This window comes from Duganella sp. 1411 (genome assembly GCF_017833525.1).
Taxonomy (GTDB): Bacteria; Pseudomonadota; Gammaproteobacteria; order Burkholderiales; family Burkholderiaceae_D; genus Rugamonas.
This window is the reverse complement of record NZ_JAFICD010000004.1, coordinates 112,795-136,682: the sequence shown is the minus strand read 5'-3', so window position 1 is coordinate 136,682 and position 23,888 is coordinate 112,795. Positions and strand designations below refer to the sequence as shown.

The following is a 23,888-nucleotide window of genomic DNA, read 5'->3' as shown; positions in this document are numbered from 1 at the left end:
AGCGCTCCGGCGTTTACCTGGTATCCATGACCACTAACGCCACGATCAACAACGATATCGCCGCCTTGCTGCCGCGCTTGCGGCGGTTCGCCCGCACCATCGTCTACAACCGCGAGGACGCGGACGACCTGGTGCAGATCGCCGTCGAGCGGGCGTTGGGCCGCAGCGCCCAGTGGGAACCGGACACGCGCCTGGACAGCTGGATTTTCAGGATCATGAAAAACGCGTGGATCGACGAGGTGCGCTCGCGCATCCGGCGCGACAACCTGTTCGCGCCGGAGGAGGCGGGCGAGCACGTCGGCGACCAGGCGGCCGAGGCGCAGCAGCAGCGCATGGCCATCGAGAAGGCGATCGGCATGCTGTCCGAGGAGCACCGCATGGTGGTGGCGCTGGTGCTGGTCGACGGCATGCCGTACAAGGAGGCGTCGGAGGTGCTGGAGATTCCGATCGGCACCCTGACCAGCCGCCTGGTGCGCGCCCGCGCCGCGTTGCAGGAAATATTATCCGATCAAAAGAGGACCGCGACATGAGCTTTTCCGACGAAACCTTGATGGCCTACGCCGACGGCGAACTGGCCGAGCCGGCGTTCAGCGAGGTCGAACGCGCGGTGCGCAGCGATCCGGCCGTCGCCGCCAGGGTGGCGCAACACCAGGCGCTGCGGGCCGACGTGTTCGCGGCGTTCGCGGACGTGGTCGACGAGCCGGTGCCGCCGCGGCTGATGGCGGCGGCGTTGCCGGGCAAGGTGGCCGACCTGGGCGCGGTGCGCGCGGCGCGCGCCGGCGGCGCGCATCACGCGGTGGCGCCGGCGTCGGCTGTCGAGCATACGGTGCGCAGGCGCTGGTCGTGGCTGGAGTGGGGCGGTGTGGCCGCGTCGCTGGCGGTGGGCGTGCTGGTGGGGAGCGTGGTGCTGGGCGGCGCTGGACGGGCGGGGGATGCCGTCGTCGAAGCGGGCGCCAATGGCGCGCTGGTGGCGCAAGGGCCGCTGGCCGATGCGTTGTCGCGGCAGTTGGCCGGCGATCGTGGTGGCGCGGTCGATATCGGCGTCAGCTTCGCGGCCAAGGATGGCGCGTTGTGCCGTAGCTTTACGATGGGGCGGACGGCTGGTCTGGCCTGTCGCGGTGGCGATCAGTGGCGCGTGGTGGTGATGACGGAGGCGGACAAGGGGGCTGCGGGCGATTACCGGCAGGCCGGCAGCGCGATGCCGACGGCGGTGCTGGAGGCGATCGATGCCCGGATTGCGGGCGCGACGCTCGATGCGCAGGGGGAGCAGGCCGCCAGGCAGCGCGGGTGGCGGCGGTGATGTGGTTTTGATTGAGCGGCGTTGATTGCGCTTGGAGGGCAACGCAGGTGGCGGGAGCCGTTGGCGGCGCCTGGCGGATTACGCTACGCTAATCCGCCCTACGTGTTTCCAAGGTGTTTTTATTGCGTGTCCAAAGAAACGCAGCGCAAACGGACCACCGGGGATACGTAGGGCGGATTAGGCGGAACGCCGTAATCCGCCATCGGCGAGCCGCCACCGCCCCACGTAATTACTTCAACAGCTTGAGCAACTGCTCCGCCGCCACCTCCGACGATGCCGGATTCTGCCCGGTGACCAGCAGCCCGTCGGTGATCGCGTACGGCTGCCAATCGCCCAGCTTGGAGTACATGCCGCCTTTTTCCTTGAGCATATCCTCCACCAGGAACGGCACGACCTTGGTCAACCCGACCGCTTCCTCCTCGGTGTTGGTAAAGCCCGTCACCTTCTTGCTGTTGACCAGCGGCTTGCCGTCCGGGCCGTTCACGTGGCGCAGCACGCCCGGCGCGTGGCAGACGGCGGCGACCGGCTTGCCGGCGGCGATCATCGCTTCGATCAGCGCGATCGAGGCGCGGTCCTCGGCCAGATCCCACAGCGGGCCGTGCCCGCCCGGATAGAACACGGCGTCGAAATCGGCGGCCGACACATCGGCCAGCTTACCGGTGTGGGCCAGCGCCGCTTGCGCCTCCGGGTCGGCCTTGAAGCGCTTGGTGGCCGCCGTCTGCGCGTCCGGCTCGTCGCTCTTGGGGTCGAGCGGCGGCTGGCCGCCCTTGGGCGACACCACCGTCAGCCTGGCGCCTGCTTCCTTCAGCGTGTAGTAGGGCGCGGCGAATTCCTCCAGCCAGAAGCCGGTTTTTTTGCCGGTGTCGCTCAGTTGGTCGTGCGAGGTCAATACCATCAGTATGTTCATGTGGGTCCTTGTGTGGGTGAAGTCCGACTTGTCGCCACAGCATACGCCACATGCAAAGAGTGCGTCACACGGTCGGACCGCGCCCACCGCCGCCATGGCGGCGGGGTGGGCGCGCCCCGGTCAGCGGGCGGCCAGCTGCCGCGCTTCCTCCTTGACGAAGTGCGACTCCGCCGACCACACCACGCAGGCGCGCGCCAGCAGCTTGGCCTCGGCGTCGGCCAGCACGCCGTCGGCGTCGGCGATATTCCACATCGCCCGCAGCAGCTGGCGGCGCAGCGCCGGGTCGCGGATCTCGCCGAGCAGCGCGTCGATGGTGGCCTCGTCCAGCACCACGTGCTCGTGCTTGACGGCGGTGCTCAGCATGTCCTGGCACAGCTCGTCGAGCAGGTCGTGGAAGGTGTCGATATCGATGTCGATGTATTCGAGCAGCCGCGAACGTTGCAGTGTCTGCAGTTCGGACGGCGCCATATTGCCATCGACCACCATGCACAGGGCCACGAGACGGCCGGCGGCGCTGGCGCTATCGGGTTCATAATTTCTCATTGCGTTACTCCTTCAAAAATTGGATTGATTTACTTTTTACGCGTCACGTACAAGCTGGCGACGACACTACCCGCGATCAACAACGCCACCACCGACAGCGAGATGTGGACCGGGATGTGTATCCACGGCAGCAATAGCATCTTCAGGCCGATGAAGCACAGCACCAACGCCAGGCCATACTTGAGCAGGTGGAAACGGTCGGCGATGTCGGCCAGCAGGAAGTACAGCGCGCGCAGGCCAAGGATCGCGAACATGTTCGACGTGAACACGATGAACGGGTCCGACGTGATGGCGAAGATGGCCGGGATCGAATCGACCGCGAACACCAGGTCGGTCGCCTCGATCAGGATCAGCACCAGCAGCAGCGGCGTCACGTAGCGCTTGCCGTCTTTCCACACGACGAACTTCTCGCCGTGATCGCCCTCGGACACCGGCAGGTGGCGCCGTGCGAAGCGCAGCACCGGGTTGTTCTTGACGTCCGGCTCGTCGTCGACCGCCTTGAGCATCTTGACGCCGGTGTAGAGCAGGAACGCGCCGAACAGGTACAGCACCCAGCTGAATTCGCTCACCACCCAGGCGCCCGCCAAAATCATGATCGCCCGCATGACGATCGCGCCCAGCACACCGTAGATCAGCACGCGGCGCTGGTACTCCGGCTTTACCTGGAACGCGGTGAAGATCAGCAGGAAGATGAAGATGTTATCGACCGACAGCGCTTTTTCGATCAGATAGCCGGACAGGAACTCCAGCGATTTCTGTTCGGCGATCTCGGCGCCGACCGTGCCGTTCAAATACCACCACAGGCCGCCGTTAAACGCCAGCGCCAGGCTGAACCAGCCGACCGACCACGCGGCCGCCTCGCGCGCCGTGACCTTGTGCGCCTTGTTGCCGCCGAAGACCCACAGGTCGACCGCCAGCATCACCAGCACAAAGGCGACGAAGCCGGCCCACATGGGGGCGGTGGCGATGTTCTCGATTCCATTCATATGCTGCTCTCCCGCATCAGGTGGTTAGCGCGTGTCAACGCTCGTCGTTGCCGTCGGACCCTTGGTCCGCCGGCGCCAGGGTGGTCGCCTTGTCGTGGCTGAAGGCGCGGCCGCGGGCCAGGCGCCGTGCCAGCGCGCGGTCGGCGCGTTCGGCGGCGCGGTCGATGGCCGCGTACATGTCCTCCTCGGTGTCCTCGATCACGACGGTCTTGCCGTGGTCCAGGCTGATCTGGATCTTGCAGCGCTTGTCGCGGCCGCCGCGTGGGCCGTTGATGTCCGACAGCCATACCGCCAGCCGGCGCGTCATCGCCCAGCCGAGCGAGGTGTGCAGGCGGCGATAGGCGTAGGCGCGCAGGCTTTCGGTGAGGACCAGGCCGTTCGATTGGATTGCGATGTTCATGATCATTTCCTTTCGTGGTGGATGACAAGAACCATGATAGGGACGCTCGATCATTCGTACAATTCGAATATACTTGGTTAAAGCATCGAGAAAATCGACGTATTGAAGGATTGATAATGGCCACTCTCAACTACAAACACCTGCGTTACTTCTGGATGGTGGCGCGCAGCGGCAGCATCGCCAAGGCGGCCGAACAGCTGCACCTGACGCCGCAGTCGATCTCCGGCCAGCTGACCGAATTCGCCGACACGCTGGGCGTCGAGCTGTTCCGGCGCGTGGGGCGGCGCCTGGAGTTGACCGAAACCGGCAACCGCGTGCTGCGCCACGCCGAGGATATTTTCAGCGCCGGCGACGCCCTGCTCGATGTCGTCAGGGACCAGTCCGCCACTCAGGCCACCACGTTCCGGCTCGGGGTTTCCGACTCGGTGTCGAAGGCGGTGGCCTGCCGCCTGGTGGCGCCGGCGCTGAAGCTGGCCGAGCCGACCCGGCTGATCTGTCGTGAGGGACGGCTGGCCGCGCTGCTGGCCGACATGGCCGTGCACCGGCTCGACTTGATCATCACTGACCGCGCCATGCCCAGCCATCTGAGCGTGCGCGGCTATAACCATTTGCTGGGCGAAAGCGAGCTGGGGGTGTTTGCGGCGCCGGCTTTGGCCGAGACCCTGAGCGGGCCGTTTCCGGCATGTCTGAATCACGCGCCGCTGCTGTTGCCGGGGGAGGATTTCGCCGTGCACGCCAGGCTGATGCAGTGGCTGCATACGCATGTGCCGCGCCTGCATGTGATCGGCGAGTTCGACGACAGCGCCATGATCAAGGCCTTCGGGCAGTCGGGCGCCGGACTGTTCTTCGCGCCGGCGGCGATCGCGCCGACCATCTGCGAGCAGTACGGCGTGTTGATGGTTGGGACGATTCCGTCGCTGCGCGAACAGGTCTACGCGATCACCACCGAGCGGCGCATCAGCCACCCGGCCACGCAGGCGATTCGCCAGGCGGCGCTGGAGACGCTGTCGGCTTAAGAGGCAAACATACTGCGGCCCTAGGTATGAATTCCAATGTAGAAATGTTATTGTATTTACATCTCCATTTCAGCCGTGCGCTTCGTATCCATGAAAACATCCCAGATGCTGCATATTGTTCATCTTGCACGCAGGCTGAACGCGGCCGCTGATGCTGCCGAGAAGGAAAAAAAATGGTCGCTCATTAATTTGCTAAACGACCTGAAAGCGTTGGGGGATGGCGGCTATAAATTTATATTGCTGGCGGGGATATTGCCGACCGTAGCCTACCTCATCGCTTCAATCGAGTTCTTTCCTGCAGGGGTGACGCTCGGTGATGGTTTCTTCTTCTTGATGGTCGGTTTTGCGTTTGGCTTGACCTACATGCTGCTCTTGATTATGGGGGTAGGAGTAGCGCTGATGTTGGAACCGGTTTTCACGGGCCCGGCTGGACTTCGAAAATGGCTGGGGCGGGTCGCGGTTGGCGCCATCCTGACCGCCATCCTGGTAATTTTATTTCTGCGCGATACGTCGGCGGGCGACGTCTTCGGTATTGGAGTGCTGGGATTCGGCGCATCAGGCTTTCTTATCGTGATGCTGAAACGAGGACTTCTGGCGCCGCCCGCCGTATCGCAGCCGGTCTCGCCTCCGGCGGCGCGCCAAGCCGGTAAAGCGTCGGCCGAAGCTAAAAAATGGTTACTGGTTATTTTGTGGCTGAACGCCTTATTCGCCCCTGTGATTGTCGCCTCGCCTTTTTTGAAGAAGATAAACGAGGATGTTGTCATGCGAAACGTCGGATTGCGGTCAAAGAATGTCACGCTCAAGCTAAGCGAAGAGAACTACAACATCTTGTCCAGTGCCACCAACGGACAATATCTTGCCGCGCTTGGGTGCAATACCTCGGCGGGAAACCCTGAGCGGGTCGTCCACGGCGTGAATTTGCTTTGGCACGGTATCGGCGAGCGCACCCTTGTTGAAATACCGTCGGCTAAGGCAAAGAACCTGGTGGTGGAGCTCAAGCGTGATGGCGTGTTTTTCTTCCGGGATTATCAAGGCGTGATCACGCGCTGTTTGGAGATGAACGGCGATATTCTGTTCAACGCCGGCTCTGCGGAACTAGCGAAGGATGGCGGTGGCGATTTGGCCGAGATGATTCAGATCATCCATAAAAACAAGCTCAAGCTTGACGAAATTCAGGTTGTGGGACATGCGGATGCGTTTGGTTACAAGGGTGGCGCCAAGCTCAATAACGAATTGGCGCTTGCTCGAGCCGCGACGATTCGAGATCAGATCATCGAAACGGCCTGCGTCAGGAACGTTACCGCCGAGGGTCACGGTGCGCGTGAACCCAAAACGCTGTGCAAGGATTGGCCGGTCAAAGATACGTTATCCGAGTGTTTGGCGATCAACCGCAGAGTCGAGGTTCGCATGAAGTTCAAGCCACTACCGGAACACGCGGATTAAGGCGGCCGGGCCTCGCGAGAGCAAGGGCCGGCCTGGCATGCCGCGCCAAAAATAGGGACTTCTTACTTCGGCATCACCACGGTGTCGATGACGTGGATCACGCCATTGTCGGCGGCGATGTCGGTCTTGGTGACGTGGGCCTTGTCGACCATCACCTTGCCGTCTTTGGCGGTGACGGTCAGCGACTCGCCTTCAACGGTCTTGACCTTGCCCGGCTTGACGTCGGCGGCCATCACCTTGCCCGGCACCACGTGGTAGGTCAGGATCTTGGTCAACGCCGCCTTGTCCTTGAGCAGCGCGTCGAGTTTGGCCTTTGGAATTTTCGCGAACGCTTCGTCGGTCGGCGCGAACACGGTGAACGGGCCCGGACCTTTGAGCGTGTCGACGAGGCCGGCAGCCTGCACCGCCGTCACCAGCGTGTTGAACGAACCGGCCGATTTGGCGGTGTCGACGATATCGGCCGCGTTGGCCGCGCCGAAGGCCACGCCGAAAGCTGCTGCGAGCAAAATCTTTTTCATGTGTATCTCCTTTGGGGTGAACCGTTTTATGAACCGGGATGTGTTCAATTTATAGGTCATTTCAAAGGAAGTCTACCGTGAATCGTGCGGTATCTGGTCAATTACGGTTCATTAACGGTTCAATCGAGTTTTCGGCGTATGCCATTGCCGCGCGGCCGGCATCGGACGACGATGCCGGCCGCGGTGGGCCTTACACCTTGGCGAAGTTGCTCATCGCCAGCGCGCCGAACGGCAGCTGCATCAACGGGCCGCCCACATCGAGGGCGCCCAGATCGACCGCGAAGTAGCCAGCGGCCTCGAGCAGTTTGCGCACGTCCGCCTTGGCGGCCGCGTCATCGCCGGCGTAGAACATGGTGCGCTGGCCGCCGGCCACTTGCGGCTGCGGCAGCACGTTGGCGTCGACGTGGTTGAACGCCTTGACCACGCGCGCGCCCGGCACCAGCTTGCTGAAGATCGCGCTGGCGTACTGGTCGCCCAGATCGATCGCCTTGATGCCGTAGGCGGCCAGCGGATTGCCCGGGTCGTTGCGGTCCGGCGAGTCGGGGGCCAGGAACAGCACCGGATTGGTGGCGTCGATGACGATGCGGTTGTTCCAGGCCGGCAGGCCCTTGACCAGGGTCTCCAGCGCTTCCCAAGGCACGGCGACGACCACGATATCGGCGCCGGCGGCCTGTTCGATCGTGCCGGCGGCGATGGTCGGTCCCAGTTCGGCCGTCAGCGTGGCCAGCGATGCCGGACCCGATTTGTTGGCGATGGTTGCCGAGATGCCTTTGGCGGCGAAAGCGCGGGCGATGTTGGAGCCCAGAGCGCCAGAACCAATGATACCGATATTCATATTAACTCCTGAAAAGACGGGGCGGTTGATGTAAGAGTCTCGGCGCCCCTTGGGCCGAGGTCCTTGCCTTGCCGTTGCCGGCTTGGCGATTAAGGTTTGTGCGTAACTGACACAGTGACATTTAAGGTCAAAAAAAGCTACCAGGCCAGCGGGATCGTAAATTTGCCCAGTCGCGCGGTTTCCGCCGCGATATCGGCGATAGTCACTTTCGACAATTCGTTCTCCAGGGCGGACTGCGCCTTGTCCAGGGTGGGGCGGATGGCCTCCTGAATATTGCTGCCCACGATGCAATCCTTGAAGGGTGACACCCGGTGCAGGGTGAAAATATCCGTATCCTCCACCGCCCGGTACACGTCCAGCAACCGGATCTGGTCGCTGGGCTTGGCCAGGATGGCGCCGCCGCCTGCGCCCAGTTGTGATGTCGTCAGGCCCGCCTCGCTCAGCAGCGACAGCAGGCGGCGGATCACCACCGGGCCGGTCGCCGCCGAGTGGGCGATATCCTCCGAACGCACCGGCTTGCCATCCATGACGACGATGGAGACCAGTGCGTGAACGGCGACGACAAAACGTGAGCTGGTGGGCATGATTCGTTGATTCGGTAAGAAACTGTGTTACAGCCACTATTACACACTGGGCCGTGGATGTCAACATGGTTAGCGCGACATCGCCATATTTCGAGCGCGAGGGGTGGAGGGGCTCAATTCGGGCTAGAATCGGCTGGTGGTGTATTGGACGGAGACGAGACCGTGAAATTTCTTCGCAAGTAAAGCCGATCAGCTATCTTAAGACTCATGCCGCCGAGATTGTGAAGAATCTTACTGAAAATCGAGAGCCGATGTTGATAACGCAAAATGGTGAAGCCAAATTGGTTGTCATGGATGTCAAGAGCTATGAGGAGCGGGAACAAACCCTCGCGATGTTGAAGATTCTAGCGTTAGGTAATCGCGAAATCGAAGATGGCAAGTTCCGCGACGTGGAAGACGTTTTTGCCGAACTGGACAAAGCTGACGACTGATGGTGACGGGTCTCGGCTTAGGGTATGTTGCCGGCGGAAATTGCCGGTCACTTGCACGTTCTGCCAGATCAACTCCCAGCTCCCCCATTCAACGGGACTTCCAACAATTTCCTTAAGATTCGTTTCATCTTGCAGCGTCAAACTCGGTGGCGTTTTTCCGCCATACTGGCGGCAACTTCCCGTCCGAGTCCCCATGCGCATCTTATTAGTCGAAGACGATACCTCTCTTGGCGAAACCATCCTCGCGTGGCTGCGGCTTGACCAGCACGCCGTCGACTGGGTGCGGCGCGGCGACTCGGCCCAGACCGCGCTGATGACCCACCGCTACGACTGCGTGCTGCTCGATCGCGGCTTGCCGGGCCTGTCCGGCGACGCCTTGCTGGCCGATCTGCGCGCGACGGGCAACCATGTGCCGGTGATCCTGATCACCGCCTTCAACGCCCTGGCCGACCGGGTCGAGGGACTGGACCTGGGCGCCGACGACTACCTCGTCAAACCGTTCGAGCTGGAGGAGATGTCGGCGCGCATCCGTGCTGCCGTGCGGCGCGGGGCCGACCAGGTGAGCAACGATCTGGTGCACGCCGACATCGCGCTCAACCTCGAGACCAAACAGGCCAGCCTGGGCGGGCAGCCGGTGGCGCTGACGGCGCGCGAGTACCACGTGCTGTATGCGCTGCTGCTGCGCAAGAACAGCATCGTCACCCGCGCCCAGATCGAGGAAACCTTGTACGGCTGGGGCGACGAGGTGGAAAGCAACGCCATCGAAGTCTACATCCACAACCTGCGCAAAAAACTGGGCGGCGACAGCATCGTCACCGTGCGCGGGCTCGGCTACCGGCTGAAAAACGATGGCGGCTAGGACGGGCGCGCCGTGGTCGCTGCGGCGGCGCCTGCTCGCCGTGATCGTGGCGGCCAGCACCGTGCTGTGGCTGGCCAGCCTGGGCATCGTCACCGTCATCGCCTGGCACGAGACCAACGAGGTGTTCGATGACGCGCTGGAGGAATCCGGCTACATGATCATGGCCGCCACCACCGAGTGGAGCGAGCGCGGCCTGCTGGCGCCGGCGCGGCCCGACAGCGGACATGGCCGCAAGGTCGACATGCAGTACCAGATCGTCGTCAACGGCCGCGTGATTCAGCGCACCAGCGGCGCGCCGCAGCGGCCGTTCGTGACCGGCTTCGACGACGATCACGGCTTTGCCGATCCCCAACTTGACGAGCGCCGCTGGCGGGTGTTCGTGGTGCGCGACGACGCGCGCCGCTTCGAGGTGCAGGTCGGCCAACGGTACAAGAAGCGCCTCGATATCCTGGAGGAACTGGCCGAGTCGTTGTGGCTGCCGGTACTGGGCTTTCTGGTGCTGCTGGCGCTGGTGTGCTGGCTGTTGACCGGTCGCGTGCTCAAGCCCTTGCGCCGGACCGCGTCGGCCATCGCCGCCAAGACGCCGGACGATCTGGCGCTGGTGCCGACCGCCGGCCAGCCGCGCGAGCTGTTGCCGATCGTGCTGGCCTTGAACGGCGTGCTGGGCCGGCTCGACGCCGCGCTGCAGGCCGAGCGCCGCTTCACCGCCGACGCCGCGCACGAACTGCGCACGCCGCTGGCGGGGCTGCACATGCACGTGCAGTTGCTGCAGCGCCAGCATCCGCAGCTGGCCGCGTCGTTCCAGAAGCTGCGGCAGGACATCGCGCGCATGACGGCGCTGGTCGACAGCCTGCTGGCGCTGGCGCGGCTGGACCCGCTGGCGCGCGAGCAACTGGTGCGCGAGCCGGTGGCGCTGGCGCCGCTGGTCGAGCGCTTGCTGGCCGACCATGCGGCCGAGGCGGCGCGGCGCGGCATCACGCTGTCGGCGCGATGCGACCTGGAGCGCGTCGACGCCAATCCGCGGATGCTGGAAATCATGCTGCGCAATCTGGTCGACAACGCGCTGCGCTATTGCCCGGCCGGCTGCCGGGTCGAGATCGAGGCCAACCGCCTGGCGGGTTGTGGCCGCATCGCCGTGCGCGACGATGGTCCCGGCGTTGATGACGCCAGCCGGCGCCGGCTAACGGAGCGCTTTTTCCGCGTGCTGGGGCAGGGGCAGGGCGGCAGCGGACTCGGGCTGTCGATCGTCAAGCGCATCGCCGACCTGCACGGCATCGAGATCGCGTTCGGCGCCGGGCTGGACGGTCGGGGCTTGGGAGTGACGCTGACCCTGCCGCCCGATCACGATCACGAGCGATCCAGGGATAGGCGGTAGTTGTATCGTGGGCGTTATTAACGCGGAGCTTTGCCGGAGTCGCGGACCAGGTAGCACGACAATGCGTCCGGCGCGTCGGCCGGATAGCCGGCACTTCTATCGGCCAGGTAACTTTGCTCGCTGCCATAGCCGGTGACATTCCAACCGATGTCTTGATCGGAGCCGCCGTCATGCGTGAGCGAGATCAACTGGTAGCGACAAGCCGGAATGCTTCGTGTGAAGCGCCAGGTGATGCGCAAGCGTCCGCTGCTGTCCGTTCGTTCGACCAGCTCATAAGGCAGCGCCTGGCACTGACTGAACGAGGTCAGCCACGATATGGTCTTGGTGCGTACGGCGAGCATGCCATAGCAAGCACGGCCGGTACCTAGGAAACGACCGGTAAATGGCGCTTCGCCGGCCTGTGCCGCCAGTCCGACGGCCAGGCACAGAGTAAGTAAACGGCGGATCATGGCGCCCCCTTGTCGCCCGCCGCGGATTTGCACATCACGGCCAGGCAATAGTTCAATTTTTTCGCGTAAGCAGGGTCGCCGACGTTGTAGCGCTTTGCAATGGCCGATGTCGTTACCATGTCCCATCCTACAATGACTTTCTGGATTGATGCCTTTCGATACTTCAGCGTATGACCTAGCTTTAAGATAGATGTGCCGGGATTAAGCTTTTTCAGCGTGTCAACGGTCGAGCCGTTAGTACGTGCTATCTTTTCGAGGCTGTCACCGGTCGTAACGACGACCTCGTAGACCTTTTGGTCTTTGTCGTCCGGCACCGTCGCAATATCGAAGCGTGCCATTCGCATGAGCAGGTAGGCAATTCCGGCCGAGATATTCATCTGGGCCGAACTACGTACTGACGTCGTCGTCAACGTACGCTTGAGGTCGGTGGGCATGATCAAATCGCCGCCCTCCTTCCCAGATAGCAAGGCAGCTAATCCCGGATCTCCAACGTTGCCGATCTGCATAGGATTGTTACGCCACGCCGGTTGCTGGGGGCCGCCTGATTCGGTCCAGATGATCGCTTTGATAAGGTGCCAATCCAGCGGGAAATAGCCGCCCTTGCCGGATAAATGACGATTGAACGTGGAGACAATGCGCTGGAGATCACTATCGTATGAGTGCCATTGGGGATTTTTCAGTGACGCGGCTATTGTTTCTTGCCACTTCTCGTAGCTGGACCGTACCTTGGCTGGGGATAGGGCTGTCGTTGTCATATGGGTCTTTCGTATCGAAGCCTGATTGGCGCAACCCGATCGGCGTCCTCTGATCGCGTGAGCTCTTCGACAGTAAGCCTTCCCCACGAGAGCGGTTTGTAATCGCGCAATGGATGCGAACGTCGCGTACAGCTTGGTTCGAAAATTTGATCGAAGCCATGCTGGCTGATCACGCGTGCCGGATGGCCTGGCCTCGCATGCTTTAAGATTCTTTAAGATGTGGTTAATGTCCGCTCGGTGTAATGCGTCCGTGCCTGCGGTAAGCAGCAGGTCCCACAACGACCCACCACCACAAAGGACGACACCATGAAACGCATCATTCAACTCTCCTGCATCACCGCCTTGCTCGCCGGTTCGGCGATCGCCGTCGCCCAGACCGGCGGCTACACCGGCCCGTCCAGCAAGGCCGCGCCGGCCGGCTACGCCGGTCCCTCGACCGTGCCGATGATGACCGCCAAGGAGTTGCTGGCCAGCGGCAAGGATGACCAGTACGTCAAGCTGAAAGGCAAGCTGCTCAACCACAAGGGCGGCGAGGAATACGAGTTCGCCGATCAAAGCGGCAAGATGACGGTGGAGATCGACGCCAAGCGTTTCCCCGAAGGCGCCAAGATCGATCAGAACACGCTGGTGGAATTGACCGGGGAGTTCGACAAGGAGACCTTCGGCGAGTCGACGCTCGACGTCAAACAAATCAAGGTTGTAACCAACTAACACCTGCGGGCGCTAGCGCGCACGGTTGCGGGAATACTCTTGCCGGTACGTAACAACATCCTGTATCTTGTGGAGTTCACCATCTATCACTTTTTCCACTGGAGCGCGCAATGTCACGTCAAGAGGTCACGTCCGATCAGGTCGCCGAGGCGGCCGATAGTTTGCAGAACGACGGTAAGCGCGTGACCATTGAGGCGGTCTGCGAGTTGCTGGATGGCGCCTCCGTCAACGCCGTGCACAAGCATCTGTCGGCTTGGCGCGCCGCGCATGCAAAGCCGGCCCCGGCGCCCAAGCTGGACATCCCGGAGCCGATCGCCACCGCGCTCGGCAAATGGGCCCAGCAATTGGCCGAGGAGGCCGGCGCCGGCGTGCGCGACGCGTTGGCGCAGTCGGAGGAGGATCTGGAGGTCCTGCTCAAATCGGGCGAGCAGTTCGAGGCCGAGCGCGAGGAACTGCTGGCGCAGGTGGCCAGTCTGACCGAGGAGGTCGACCAATTGTCGACTGAGCTGCGCGACGCGCGCCGCATCGCCACCGACGCACTGGTGGGCAAGGCCAAGGACCAACTGGCCATCGAAGGCAAGGACAGCCAACTGGCCGACCTGCGCCTGCAGATCGAGCGCAATGTGGCGGCCGCAGCCGCTTTGTCCGACGCCCGCCTCAACGCCGAGATGGAGCTCGTCGGCGCGGTGACCGCGCGCGACAACTTCGCCGCCGAGATCAAGGAATTGCGCGCTCGCCTCGCCTCCCGGCAGACCGACCGCGCTAGTTGAGCTTGTCGGGTCGGATCGCCGCGAACGCCAGAATGCGGCTTTCACGCAACGTTTTGTTGTTTTCCCGATGATTTTTTATGGCCGGCCGTCGCTTGCCGAGCTCATCATTAGCCGGCCGTGCCGACGTCGCGCCACTTCCATAAAATAATCCTCTTTCCCCGCCTGCGCGCTCGTGCGCGCGGGCGATCCACGTCGTTCGCGCCGCGCCAAAATGATGACATGCGGCATGTTGTCATAACCTTTTCGATATCAGAACACGGAAAAATTTGATTGGTTCGCTTTTTGTCCGCTCCTTAAGATAGTTTCGCAGCACAAGAAAACGTGCCTGCAAACCAAATTATTTACAAAAATTATAATTACGGAGAGAACATGAGCGTACCTGTCACAGGAAGCCACGCAGCATCCCACCACATGAAAATGAAGTTGTCGGTCGCCGTCCTCGCAGGCGCCGGCATCCTGAGCAGCGCCTCGGTGTGGGCGCAAGCGGCCGCCGAAAAGGCGGAGCCGGCCGAGACCGCAACCGTGGTCGTCACCGGCGTCAAGGCGTCGCTGATCAAGAGCCTGGCCATCAAGCGCACCAACGATCAGGTGGTGGAGTCGGTCGTTGCCGAAGACATCGGCAAGCTGCCCGACAACAATGTCGTCGAAGCGCTGCAGCGCGTGACGGGGATCCAGGTCACCAACCGCGCCGGCGGCGAAGTCGGCACCTTGTCCATCCGTGGCCTGCCCGACGTTCAAACCACCTGGAACGGCCGTAATATTTTCACCGCGTCCGGCACGCAGGTCGCGCTTCAGGACATTCCTTCGACCCTGGTTCGCCAGATCGACGTCTACAAGACGCGCGACGCCAGCCAGTTGGAAACCGGCATTGCCGGCCAGGTCGACGTCAAGTCGCTGCGGCCATTCGATTTCAAGGGGCAGAAAGTATCGGTTTTGGCGCGCGAGACCTATCTCGATCCCGCGGAAAAGTGGAATCCGCAGCTCAGTGCCATGTTTAGCAACCGCTGGGAAACCGGCATCGGCGAAGTCGGTGCCTTGATCAATCTGTCGGCGAGCCAGACCAAGTACCGCAATGAAAGCGTGACGCCCGGTGCCATGGTGCCGTTTGTCAGCCCCAATGCCGCCGAAGTTCCGGCAGGTTACACGCCATTGCAGCGCATCACCGACACCAGTATCTGGACGCCCGGCACCCATACCGGCTTGCCGACGGCAGCCGGTTCCACGCTGAATTTCAACGGCAAGGCTTATCCTTATTACCTGGCGCGTGACGCCGTTTTCCAGAGCGACCTTCAGGGCAAGCGCGAGCGTCCCGCCGCCAATATCGCCTTGCAGTGGAAACCGAACAGCGATGCGGTCTACACCTTCGAATCGATGTACAACGGTTATCGTGACAAGGCGTTCAACCAGTTGCTGTTCAGCTTTGTCGACTGGTGGGGCGATCTCGGCAGCAACCCTGCCGGCTCGATTACGACGTACCCGGGCACCAACATCATCAAGAGCCGTAACGTCGGTAGCGTCTACGGCTTCAACAGCGGCGACTACACCACGTCGGCAACCGATTCCTACATTAACGCCCTGAACGGCAAGTGGAACGTTGGCGACCGCCTGACGCTGGAAGGTGATCTGTCGTACCAAACCAGCACTTTCCATTCGGAATTCACGGCCACCCGTATCGATCGTGTTGCGCCGTCCATCAACGTCGACTTCAATGCCGGCGGCGGCAACACGGCGTTCGGTTTCAACAACAATGCCGATCTGGCCGACCCGACCAAGTGGAATGTCGCGCAGTTCTACGATACCGCCAACCGCAACAAGGGCAGCGCCGCGACGGCCAATCTGACCGGCGTTTACGATGCCGACTGGGGCGCGCTGAAGACGGTGCACTTTGGCGTGCGCTTCGACGACCGCAAGGCGTCGGAAGCCAACCGGACGCAGTCGGCCTTTTTGGGCCGCAACCTCGCCTCGCTGGGGTCGCAGTATTCCTCCACCAACTCGAACTTCGGCACGGACATCTCGAACGTTCCACGCTCATGGGTGGAGCCGAACGCCTACTACATCCGCGACCATATCGACGACTGGCGCAAGCTCTATAACGCGGCCGATCCGAACTTCCTGACCAGCGACAAGCTGAGCCTGCAGAAGACGTTCGAAGTCGATGAAAAGACGAGCAACCTGTTCCTGATGGGGAATACCCAAAACGAGCTGTTCGGCAATCGCTTGCGCGGCAACTTCGGCGTGCGCTACGTCAAGGTCAATACCGACATGACCTTCTACAAGGTTGATGCCACCACCAAGGCGGTCACGCCGTCCGGTGCCAGCAAGTCGACCAGCAAGTTGCTGCCGAGCGCGACCCTGATTTACGACCCGGCCAAGGACGTCGTGGTGCGCGTTAACTATGGACAAACCCTGCGCCGCCCGAACTTCGGTGACCTGAACCCTGTCTTGCAACTCGGTGACGACGTGTCGAAGGTGGGCTATGGCTCGGGCAGCGGCGGCAATCCGGACCTGAAGCCGACGCGCTCCACCAACCTCGATCTGACGGGCGAGTGGTATTTCCAGAAGGACAGCGCACTCTACGGCACTTTGTTCAAGCGTAAGATCGACGGCCTGGTCGTGGGCTTGCGCCACAGGGTCCACGTCGATCCGGCGAACGATCCGTTCCGCAACTCGACCTCGGGCGGCGACCATACGAACGGCTACGATTACGTCGTCAACTCGCCGGTCAACGCCTCCAACGGCACGATCAAAGGCGCCGAGCTCGGCTTGATCTACTTCCCGAAATGGCTGCCGAGCATGCTGGACGGTTTGGGCGTGCAGGGTAGCTATACGCGACTCACCTCGTCGCAGAACGTGCCCGATGCCAATGATGCCGGCGTTGTCGTCGCCCAGCTCGAGACACCGTTCTTCGGCGTGTCCCACAGCTCCTACAACGCCACGCTGGCTTACGAAAAGGGCCCGGTCAGCGCGCGCCTGTCGTATGTCTGGCGCTCCGGCTTCCTGGCCAGCAACGAAGCCGCCTTGTTTGCCAATCCGATCGGTATCTGGCGTCATCCGGAAAAGAGCGTGGACATGCAAGTGTCGTACAAAATCAACGGCAACATGTCGGTCGATATCAGTGGCGTCAACTTGACGAACGAAATGCAGCAGCAGTACTACCATTTCGGCACTGCGGGTAACGCCCAGACGACCAATTTCGGTACGCTGCAGATCGGACGTTCGGTCTCGGTTGCTCTGCGCTGGAACATGTAAGCGTCAAGATGTAGTAGTCGCCGCAAGGGGGCGATTTCATTTGCGCGTCGCGGGCCTCGGCCCGGGACGCGTTTTTTTTTGCGGCATGCCGTTGGTGAATTTCGAAAAGGCGGCTGCGCAAATTCACACTATTGCCAAGGAATAAAGGGAGTAGGATTCCGACCATTATCGGAGAACCTCATAATGAGACATTTACGTGCGGCCACGCTGGTCGCGTTGCATCTGGCGGCATTGGCGGCGGGCGCGGTCCATGCGGCCGAGCGGACCGCTCCGGTCAAGGTCACCGGTGGCGAGATCGCCGGCACGCGCGCCGGCGCGCTGCGAACCTATCTGGGCGTTCCCTTTGCGGCGCCGCCGGTCGGCGAGCTGCGCTGGCGCGCGCCGCAACCGGTGGTGCCGTGGCAAGGCGTGCGGCAGGCGACTACCTATGCGGCGGCCTGCGCCCAGACCGCCGTGTGGGTCACCAACCCGAAAAGCGAGGACTGCCTTTACCTCAACATCTGGGCGCCGGCAAAAGCCGCCAGGCTGCCCGTCATCGTCTGGATCCACGGCGGCGGCTTTTATGGCGGCACGGCCGCGCAACCGGGCTTCGACGGCGGCAACCTGGCCAAGCACGGCGCCATCGTCGTCACGCTCAATTATCGGCTGGGCATCTTCGGCTTCTTTGCCCATCCGGAACTGTCGGCGGAGTCGCCGGACGGCGCCTCCGGCAACCAGGGGCTGCGCGACCAGATTGCCGCCTTGCGCTGGGTGAAAGACAACATCGCGGCCTTCGGCGGCGATCCGGGCCGCGTGACGATCGTCGGCGAGTCGGCCGGCGGCACGTCGGTCGGGGCGATGGTGGCGTCGCCGCTGGCCAAGGATCTGTTCCAGCGCGCCATCGCCGAGAGCGGTTACGCCGCCGTGCCCCTGTATGCCGGCGACACCACCCAGGTGGACCGCGGCAGCGCCGAAGCGCAAGGGCTCGCCTTCGCCCGGGGCTTGGGCGCGCCACATCTGGCGCAGCTGCGCGCCATGAGCGTCGACGCCTTGCAGAAACCGGCATGGTCGCCGCGCGCGATCGTCGAGGGGCAGGTGCTGCGCGAGGACCTGACCACCACCTACCGCCATCACCGCCAGAACGACGTGCCGCTGCTGGTCGGATGGAACGCCGAGGAGGGAAAGGACCTGGCGCCCGAGATCCTGGGCACCGGCGATTTCACGGCAGCCCGGCACCGCGAACTGGTGGCGAAGTTGCTGGGATACGCGCCTTCCGACGCCTTGATGGCGCGTTACCCCGGCGCCACCGATGCCCAGGCGAAAGCCTCGATCCATCAACTGACCAATGACTGGTGGGGCTGGGGCATAGCGTATTGGGCAAACCTGCAGGCGAAGTATGGCCGCTCCAAGTCGTACGCCTACTTCTTCGCGCACCAGCCGGCCGAACCGTCGACGCCATGCGGCTACGGCTGCGGCGCCGGCCACGGCGCCGAGATCCGCTACGTGTTCGACAATCTGGGGCAGGACGGCCGCGCATGGACCAGGGCGGACCGCCAACTGGCCACCAGGCTGGCCCGGACCTGGGTCACTTTCGCCAGTACCGGCAGCCCGGAGGGGAAAGGTTTGCCGGCATGGCCCGCTTACGATGGGACCAACGCGTCGGTGCTGCGCATCGGCGGCGATGCCGAGCTCAAGGCCCATCCGTTGCCGGATTTCCAGGTGTTCCCACAGCTGGCGGAATAAGCGGGGGCGTGCCCGATCCTGCTTGACTATTGCCCGATCCTGTCGGCGGCCGATAATATACTGGCGCGGCCGGCACGGAAAAAGCTAGACTAGGCGTGTAATGCCGCTAAGTTAAGCGATTTTCGTAGGGCGGATTAGGCGGAACGCCGTAATCCGCCATGAGCCGCCGACGGCGCTTGGCGGATTACGCTGTGCTAATCCGCCCTACGTGATTCCGATCCCCGCTTAACTTAGCGGCATTAGACCAGGCGGGTGAAATTCCGGGAGCGCCAGTGAAAGCATACGAACTGAAGGACCTTCAAACCGGCGAGCAAAGCGCGCCGGTGCGGCAGCGCATCGTCGACGCTTGCGACCTGCTGGACTGGCCCGCGACCGCGTTCGAGACCGGCATTCCGGGCCTCACTTTGTTTCGCGTCACCGAACCGACGCCACCGTTTTCCAGTATTTACGAGCCCAGTCTTTCCCTGATCATTCGCGGCAGCAAGCGCGTGTACGTCGGCGACGCGGTGCTGGACTACGACGAGTCCAGCTTTTTTCTCACCGCGATCGACTTGCCGACCACGGCGCAGATTCTGCAGGCGAGCGACGCCGAACCGTACTACGGCGCCCTGCTGCGGCTGGACCTGGAGCGCTTGCGGCACATTATCGTGCAACACGACCTGCAGGCGGCCTCGCGTCCGCCGGGAGAGATGGCCATGGCGGTCGGACCGGCGACCGCGGAGATGTTCGACGCGCTGGCGCGCCTGATCGCGCTGCTGCAGGCGCCACGGGACATCGCGTTCCTTGCCCCGCACATCCATGAGGAAATCCTCTACCGGCTGCTCAGCGGAGAGCAGGGGGAATACCTGCGGCGCATCGCCCTGGCCGGCACGCAGGCCAACCGGGTGGCGAAGGCGATTTCCTGGCTCAAGCAAAACTACATGGCGCCGCTGCGGATGGAACAGTTGGCCGACATCGCCCGGATGGGGGTGTCGACCTTGCACCATCACTTCCGCGCCATGACAGCGATGAGCCCTTTGCAATATCAAAAACACTTGCGCCTGCACCATGCCCGGGAATTGATGCTCGGCGAGTCGGTCGACGCCGCGACGGCCGCCTTCCGCGTCGGCTATGAAAGCGCCACCCAGTTCAGCCGCGAATACCGGCGCATGTTCGGCGCGCCGCCGATGCGGCACATCAAGGCGATCCAACAACTGGGCGACGGCAATGCCCGCCACGCGCGCTTGGCGCTCCCGCCATCCGGGTAGGGATTTCCCTACGGAAATTAAAGGGCCGCCTGATTTTTTTACGTTCCATCTTCCCGTAGCATCGTTCGCGCATAACATCCGCGCCGCGCGGTCAAACCACTGGAAGAGAAAATGAAATTCGCGAACCTTAAAATCGGAACCCGGCTTGGCGCTGCTTTCGCCGCGTTGCTGTTGCTGTTGCTGCTGGTGGCCGCCCTCGGATGGTCTTCGCTGACGCGCACCAAGATGAACATCGACGTCATCACCGACGAGAACAATCTGAAGCTGGACGCCGCGAACGACCTGCAACGCGAGCTCAACATGTGCGCGCGCTCGGTGCGCAATTACATCCTGTATTCCGACAGCGACAACCGGCGGGAAATGCTGGGGCGCTTGAACCAGGCGAACGACAACATGGAGGAACCGTTCGCGCGCCTGCGCCGGCTGGTGTGGAGCGAGCGGGGCAAGGCGCTGACGGGCGAAATCGCCAGCCGCCGCGCCGAGCTCATGGCGCGGTTTCGCAAGGTGGTCGCGCTGATCGACGCCGGCAAAAGCGACGAGGCCGTCTTTTATTTGAAAACCGCGGTGCAAGGGCCGCAGGACCAGCTGTTCGCGGCCACCGCCGAGATCATCGCGCTGCAGGAGCGCCAGAACAGCGCGGCGAAGGAAGATATGAACCGGGAATACCAGTTCGCCACGCAGGCGCTGTTGGCCGCCGTCATCGGCGCGGTGGTCGTCGGCGCCACCTTGTCGTGGCTGATCACCCGCTCGATCACGGGGCCCATCTCGCGCGCGGTGGTGGTCGCGCAGACGGTCGCCGCCGGCGATCTGACCAGCGTCATCGACGTCCCTTCCACGGACGAGACCGGGCAACTGTTGCAGGCGCTGAAAATGATGAACACCAATCTGGTCGACATCGTGGCCCGGGTGCGCGGCGGCACCGAGACGATCGCCACCGCGTCGGCCCAGATCGCCAGCGGCAACCTCGACCTGTCCTCGCGCACCGAACAACAGGCCGGCACGCTGGAGGAAACGGCCTCCTCGATGGAGGAGCTGACGTCCACGGTGAACCAGAATGTCGACCATGCGCGGCAGGCGAACCAGTTGGCGATCGCGGCCTCGGCGGTGGCGGTGGAGGGCGGCGCGGTGATGGCGCAGGTGGTCGAGACCATGGGCGCCATCAACGACTCCGCCAGCAAGATCGTCGACATCATCGGCGTGATCGACGGCATCGCGTTCCAGACCAATATCCTGGCCTTGAACGCGGCGGTGGAGGCGGCCCGCGCGGGCGAGCAGGGCCGGGGCTTCGCCGTGGTGGCGACCGAGGTGCGCAACCTGGCCCAGCGTTCGACCGTGGCGGCGCGCGAGATCAAGGGTTTGATCGCGGCGTCGGCGGAAAAGGTCGAGCTTGGCAGCAAGCAGGTCGATAAGGCCGGCTCGACCATGCAAGCGATCGTCGGCAGCATCCGCAGCGTGACCGACATCATGGGCGAGATCACGGCGGCCAGCCAGGAGCAGGCCGCCGGCATCGAGCAGATCAACCAGGCCATCACGCAGATGGACGATGTCACCCAGCAAAACGCGTCGCTGGTGGAGCAAGCGGCGGCGGCGTCGTCGTCGCTGCAGGACCAGGCCGCCAGCCTGTCGCGGGCGGTCAGCGTGTTCAAGACCGACGCGGCGGCGGCGCGCCTGCCCGCGCGGATGGCGCCGGCGGCGGACGGCACGTCGGCGCTGGCATTGGGCTATTCCTGATGTCAAAAAAAAACGCCAACCGTGAAGGTTGGCGTTGGCTTGTCCCCGCCGCCGCGGGGAGTGGAACCGGATCAGAACTGGTTCATGGTGTTGTCTTTGCCGGCCGCCTTCAGCGCCGCCTCGCCGCTGAAGTAATCCTTGTGGTCGTCGCCGATGTCCGAGCCGGACATGTTCTGGTGCTTGACGCAGGCGATGCCCTGGCGGATTTCCTTGCGCTGCACGCCGGCCACATAGCCGAGCATGCCTTGCTCGCCGAAGTATTCCTTGGCCAGGTTGTCGGTCGACAGCGCGGCGGTGTGGTAGGTCGGCAACGTGATCAGGTGGTGGAAGATGCCGGCCTCGCGGGCGGCGTCGGCCTGGAAGGTGCGGATCTTCTCGTCGGCCGTGATCGCCAGTTCGGTCTGGTCGTATTCCACGCTCATCAGTTTGGCGCGCTCGTAGGCCGACACGTCCTTGCCGGCCGCCTTCATCGCGTCGTAGACCTGCTGGCGGAAGTTCAGCGTCCAGTTGAACGACGGGCTGTTGTTGTAGACCAGCTTGGCGTTCGGGATCACCTTGCGGATCTCGCTGACCATGCCGCCGATCTGGGCGATGTGCGGTTTCTCGGTTTCGATCCACAGCAGGTCGGCGCCGTTCTGCAGCGAGGTGATGCAGTCGAGCACGCAGCGCGCCTCGCCGGTGCCGGCGCGGAACTGGAACAGGTTGCTCGGCAGGCGCTTCGGACGCAGCAGCTTGCCGTCGCGCTTGATGATGACGTCGCCGTTGCCCAGCGCGTCGGCCGACACTTCCTCGCAGTCGAGGAAGGCGTTGTACTGGTCGCCCAGGTCGCCCGGCTGGGCGGTGACGGCGATCTGCTTGGTCAGGCCGGCGCCGAGCGAGTCGGTGCGGGCGACGATGATGCCGTCGTCCACGCCCAGTTCCAGGAAGGCGTAGCGGATGGCGCGGATCTTGGCCAGGAAGTCCTCGTGCGGCACGGTGACCTTGCCGTCCTGGTGGCCGCATTGCTTCTCGTCGGAGACCTGGTTTTCGATCTGGATGCAGCAGGCGCCCGCCTCGATGAATTGCTTGGCCAGCAGGTAGGTCGCCTCGGCGTTGCCGAAGCCGGCGTCGATGTCGGCGATGATCGGCACCACGTGGGTGACGTGGTTGTCGATCTTGGCCTGGATGGCGGCCTTGGCCGGGCCGTCGGCGGCGTCCAGCTCGCGGAACAGGCCGCCCAGCTCGCGGGCGTCGGCCTGGCGCAGGAAGGTGTAGAGCTCCTTGATCAGCGCGGTGACGGCGGTTTTCTCATGCATCGACTGGTCCGGCAGCGGGCCGAACTCGGAGCGCAGCGCGGCCACCATCCAGCCCGACAGGTACAGGTAGCGGCGGTCGGTGCTGTTGAAGTGCTTCTTGATCGAGATCATCTTCTGCTGGCCGATGAAGCCGTGCCAGCAACCCAGCGACTGGGTGTACTTGGACGGGTCGGCGTCGTAGGCGGCCATGTCGGCGCGCATGATCTTGGCGGTGTACTTGGCGATGTCCAGGCCGGTCTTGAACTTGTTCTGGGCGCGCATGCGGGCGGCCGACTCGGGGTTGATCGCGTTCCAGGCGCTGCCTTGTTGTTCTTTTAAATTGGCAACTGCCTTGATGTCGTCTTGGTATTGGGACATGTGTATCTCCTGAAAGAAAAAGCGCGTTTGAGAAAATCGGTCGAGTTCCGCTGTGTTTTCCGTCGCGAACTCCATGACTAAATAGTAGGCTAGTTTGGTGCGTTGCATCAAGGTCTTATATAAGACATAGGACATAAATTTATCCTTTTGATTTCAATGGCTTAGTTTCTAAATTTTGGCATGTGAAAGCTATTTTCAAAAAATGATATGGCTGAGTCGGCAAAAATTGCGGCGGGTTCCCGCGATGTGAAACGGGGTTTCAGCTGCTGAGTGAAACGGCGGACGGCCGCGCCGGCGGCGGCCGGGGCCATATCCAAACCCGTATCGGCGCTGAAAAAAATGTGATTGGAGGGAACTTCTTGCTCGCCGTAGCATGGAATGACAAAAACAAAGACGACACGCGTG

23 protein-coding genes are annotated in these 23,888 nt (G+C 62.8%); 13 read left to right on the top strand and 10 right to left on the bottom strand.

The window, feature by feature from the left end:
- The first annotated feature begins 26 nt into the window (after positions 1 to 26).
- The gene (locus tag JOD97_RS21470; protein WP_209723059.1) at positions 27 to 530 is read left to right on the top strand and encodes an RNA polymerase sigma factor; all 504 of its coding nucleotides are present in this window, start codon (positions 27 to 29) and stop codon (positions 528 to 530) included.
- On the top strand, positions 527 to 1,300 hold the full coding sequence (locus JOD97_RS33135; protein WP_209723056.1) for an anti-sigma factor: 774 nt from the start codon (positions 527 to 529) through the stop codon (positions 1,298 to 1,300). Before JOD97_RS21470 ends, JOD97_RS33135 begins: the two co-directional genes overlap by 4 nt.
- Before the next feature lie 229 nt (positions 1,301 to 1,529).
- On the opposite strand, the gene JOD97_RS21460 is transcribed toward JOD97_RS33135, so the two are convergent.
- From JOD97_RS21460 to JOD97_RS21445, 4 genes are all read right to left on the bottom strand, one after another.
- Positions 1,530 to 2,207, bottom strand: coding sequence for a type 1 glutamine amidotransferase domain-containing protein (locus JOD97_RS21460; RefSeq protein WP_209723054.1), 678 nt, complete (start codon positions 2,205 to 2,207; stop codon positions 1,530 to 1,532).
- 120 nt (positions 2,208 to 2,327) lie between these two features.
- On the bottom strand, positions 2,328 to 2,750 hold the full coding sequence (locus JOD97_RS21455) for a TerB family tellurite resistance protein (RefSeq protein WP_209723051.1): 423 nt from the start codon (positions 2,748 to 2,750) through the stop codon (positions 2,328 to 2,330).
- Between the two features lie 29 nt (positions 2,751 to 2,779).
- Entirely contained in the window at positions 2,780 to 3,736 is a 957-nt protein-coding gene (locus JOD97_RS21450; protein ID WP_209723048.1) for a TerC family protein, read from the bottom strand.
- Positions 3,737 to 3,770: 34 nt separating this feature from the next.
- The gene (locus JOD97_RS21445; protein ID WP_209723045.1) at positions 3,771 to 4,136 is read right to left on the bottom strand and encodes an HPF/RaiA family ribosome-associated protein; all 366 of its coding nucleotides are present in this window, start codon (positions 4,134 to 4,136) and stop codon (positions 3,771 to 3,773) included.
- 116 nt (positions 4,137 to 4,252) lie between these two features.
- Here JOD97_RS21445 and nhaR point away from each other — a divergent pair, with 116 nt between their 5' ends.
- Together nhaR and JOD97_RS21435 are read left to right on the top strand one after the other, a co-directional pair.
- A complete protein-coding gene (gene nhaR, locus JOD97_RS21440) occupies positions 4,253 to 5,152 on the top strand; it encodes a transcriptional activator NhaR (protein ID WP_209723042.1) in 900 nt (299 codons plus the stop codon).
- A 90-nt stretch (positions 5,153 to 5,242) separates the two neighbouring features.
- Positions 5,243 to 6,595, top strand: coding sequence for an OmpA family protein (locus JOD97_RS21435; protein WP_209723039.1), 1,353 nt, complete (start codon positions 5,243 to 5,245; stop codon positions 6,593 to 6,595).
- Between the two features lie 62 nt (positions 6,596 to 6,657).
- Here the strand turns inward: JOD97_RS21435 and JOD97_RS21430 are convergent, their stop codons facing one another.
- From JOD97_RS21430 to JOD97_RS21420, 3 genes are all read right to left on the bottom strand, one after another.
- Complete coding sequence (locus JOD97_RS21430) at positions 6,658 to 7,113, bottom strand: fasciclin domain-containing protein (RefSeq protein WP_209723035.1); 456 nt, start codon at positions 7,111 to 7,113, stop codon at positions 6,658 to 6,660.
- Between the two features lie 190 nt (positions 7,114 to 7,303).
- Complete coding sequence (locus JOD97_RS21425; protein ID WP_209723032.1) at positions 7,304 to 7,948, bottom strand: NADPH-dependent F420 reductase; 645 nt, start codon at positions 7,946 to 7,948, stop codon at positions 7,304 to 7,306.
- Positions 7,949 to 8,085: 137 nt separating this feature from the next.
- The gene (locus tag JOD97_RS21420; protein ID WP_209723029.1) at positions 8,086 to 8,532 is read right to left on the bottom strand and encodes an Rrf2 family transcriptional regulator; all 447 of its coding nucleotides are present in this window, start codon (positions 8,530 to 8,532) and stop codon (positions 8,086 to 8,088) included.
- Positions 8,533 to 8,675: 143 nt separating this feature from the next.
- Here JOD97_RS21420 and JOD97_RS21415 point away from each other — a divergent pair, with 143 nt between their 5' ends.
- The 3 genes from JOD97_RS21415 (at position 8,676) to JOD97_RS21405 (ending at position 11,197) form a co-directional block, all read left to right on the top strand.
- Complete coding sequence (locus JOD97_RS21415; RefSeq protein WP_373999917.1) at positions 8,676 to 8,963, top strand: type II toxin-antitoxin system Phd/YefM family antitoxin; 288 nt, start codon at positions 8,676 to 8,678, stop codon at positions 8,961 to 8,963.
- 193 nt (positions 8,964 to 9,156) lie between these two features.
- Positions 9,157 to 9,822, top strand: a complete 666-nt coding sequence (locus tag JOD97_RS21410) for a response regulator transcription factor (RefSeq protein ID WP_209723024.1) — start codon at positions 9,157 to 9,159, stop codon at positions 9,820 to 9,822.
- Positions 9,812 to 11,197, top strand: a complete 1,386-nt coding sequence (locus tag JOD97_RS21405; protein ID WP_209723022.1) for an ATP-binding protein — start codon at positions 9,812 to 9,814, stop codon at positions 11,195 to 11,197. The genes JOD97_RS21410 and JOD97_RS21405 overlap by 11 nt, the downstream gene beginning before the upstream one ends.
- A gap of 17 nt (positions 11,198 to 11,214) precedes the next feature.
- On the opposite strand, the gene JOD97_RS21400 is transcribed toward JOD97_RS21405, so the two are convergent.
- Together JOD97_RS21400 and JOD97_RS21395 are read right to left on the bottom strand one after the other, a co-directional pair.
- Entirely contained in the window at positions 11,215 to 11,646 is a 432-nt protein-coding gene (locus tag JOD97_RS21400) for a hypothetical protein (RefSeq protein WP_209723019.1), read from the bottom strand.
- The gene (locus JOD97_RS21395; RefSeq protein WP_209723016.1) at positions 11,643 to 12,401 is read right to left on the bottom strand and encodes a LysM peptidoglycan-binding domain-containing protein; all 759 of its coding nucleotides are present in this window, start codon (positions 12,399 to 12,401) and stop codon (positions 11,643 to 11,645) included. Before JOD97_RS21395 ends, JOD97_RS21400 begins: the two co-directional genes overlap by 4 nt.
- Positions 12,402 to 12,707: 306 nt before the next feature.
- Here JOD97_RS21395 and JOD97_RS21390 point away from each other — a divergent pair, with 306 nt between their 5' ends.
- From JOD97_RS21390 to JOD97_RS33130, 6 genes are all read left to right on the top strand, one after another.
- Complete coding sequence (locus JOD97_RS21390; protein WP_209723013.1) at positions 12,708 to 13,112, top strand: YgiW/YdeI family stress tolerance OB fold protein; 405 nt, start codon at positions 12,708 to 12,710, stop codon at positions 13,110 to 13,112.
- A 110-nt stretch (positions 13,113 to 13,222) separates the two neighbouring features.
- Positions 13,223 to 13,882, top strand: a complete 660-nt coding sequence (locus JOD97_RS21385) for a DNA-binding protein (protein ID WP_209723009.1) — start codon at positions 13,223 to 13,225, stop codon at positions 13,880 to 13,882.
- A gap of 417 nt (positions 13,883 to 14,299) precedes the next feature.
- Positions 14,300 to 17,131 (top strand): TonB-dependent receptor, encoded by a 2,832-nt coding sequence (locus JOD97_RS21380; RefSeq protein WP_229264648.1) that lies wholly within the window; start codon positions 14,300 to 14,302, stop codon positions 17,129 to 17,131.
- A gap of 183 nt (positions 17,132 to 17,314) precedes the next feature.
- On the top strand, positions 17,315 to 18,853 hold the full coding sequence (locus JOD97_RS21375) for a carboxylesterase/lipase family protein (RefSeq protein ID WP_209723006.1): 1,539 nt from the start codon (positions 17,315 to 17,317) through the stop codon (positions 18,851 to 18,853).
- A gap of 272 nt (positions 18,854 to 19,125) precedes the next feature.
- Positions 19,126 to 20,100: an AraC family transcriptional regulator gene (locus JOD97_RS21370; protein WP_209723003.1), complete on the top strand. Its 975-nt coding sequence runs from the start codon at positions 19,126 to 19,128 to the stop codon at positions 20,098 to 20,100.
- Positions 20,101 to 20,211: 111 nt separating this feature from the next.
- Complete coding sequence (locus JOD97_RS33130; protein WP_209723000.1) at positions 20,212 to 21,831, top strand: methyl-accepting chemotaxis protein; 1,620 nt, start codon at positions 20,212 to 20,214, stop codon at positions 21,829 to 21,831.
- A gap of 71 nt (positions 21,832 to 21,902) precedes the next feature.
- Here the strand turns inward: JOD97_RS33130 and JOD97_RS21360 are convergent, their stop codons facing one another.
- Entirely contained in the window at positions 21,903 to 23,483 is a 1,581-nt protein-coding gene (locus tag JOD97_RS21360) for an isocitrate lyase (protein ID WP_209722997.1), read from the bottom strand.
- Between the last annotated feature and the right edge of the window lie 405 nt (positions 23,484 to 23,888).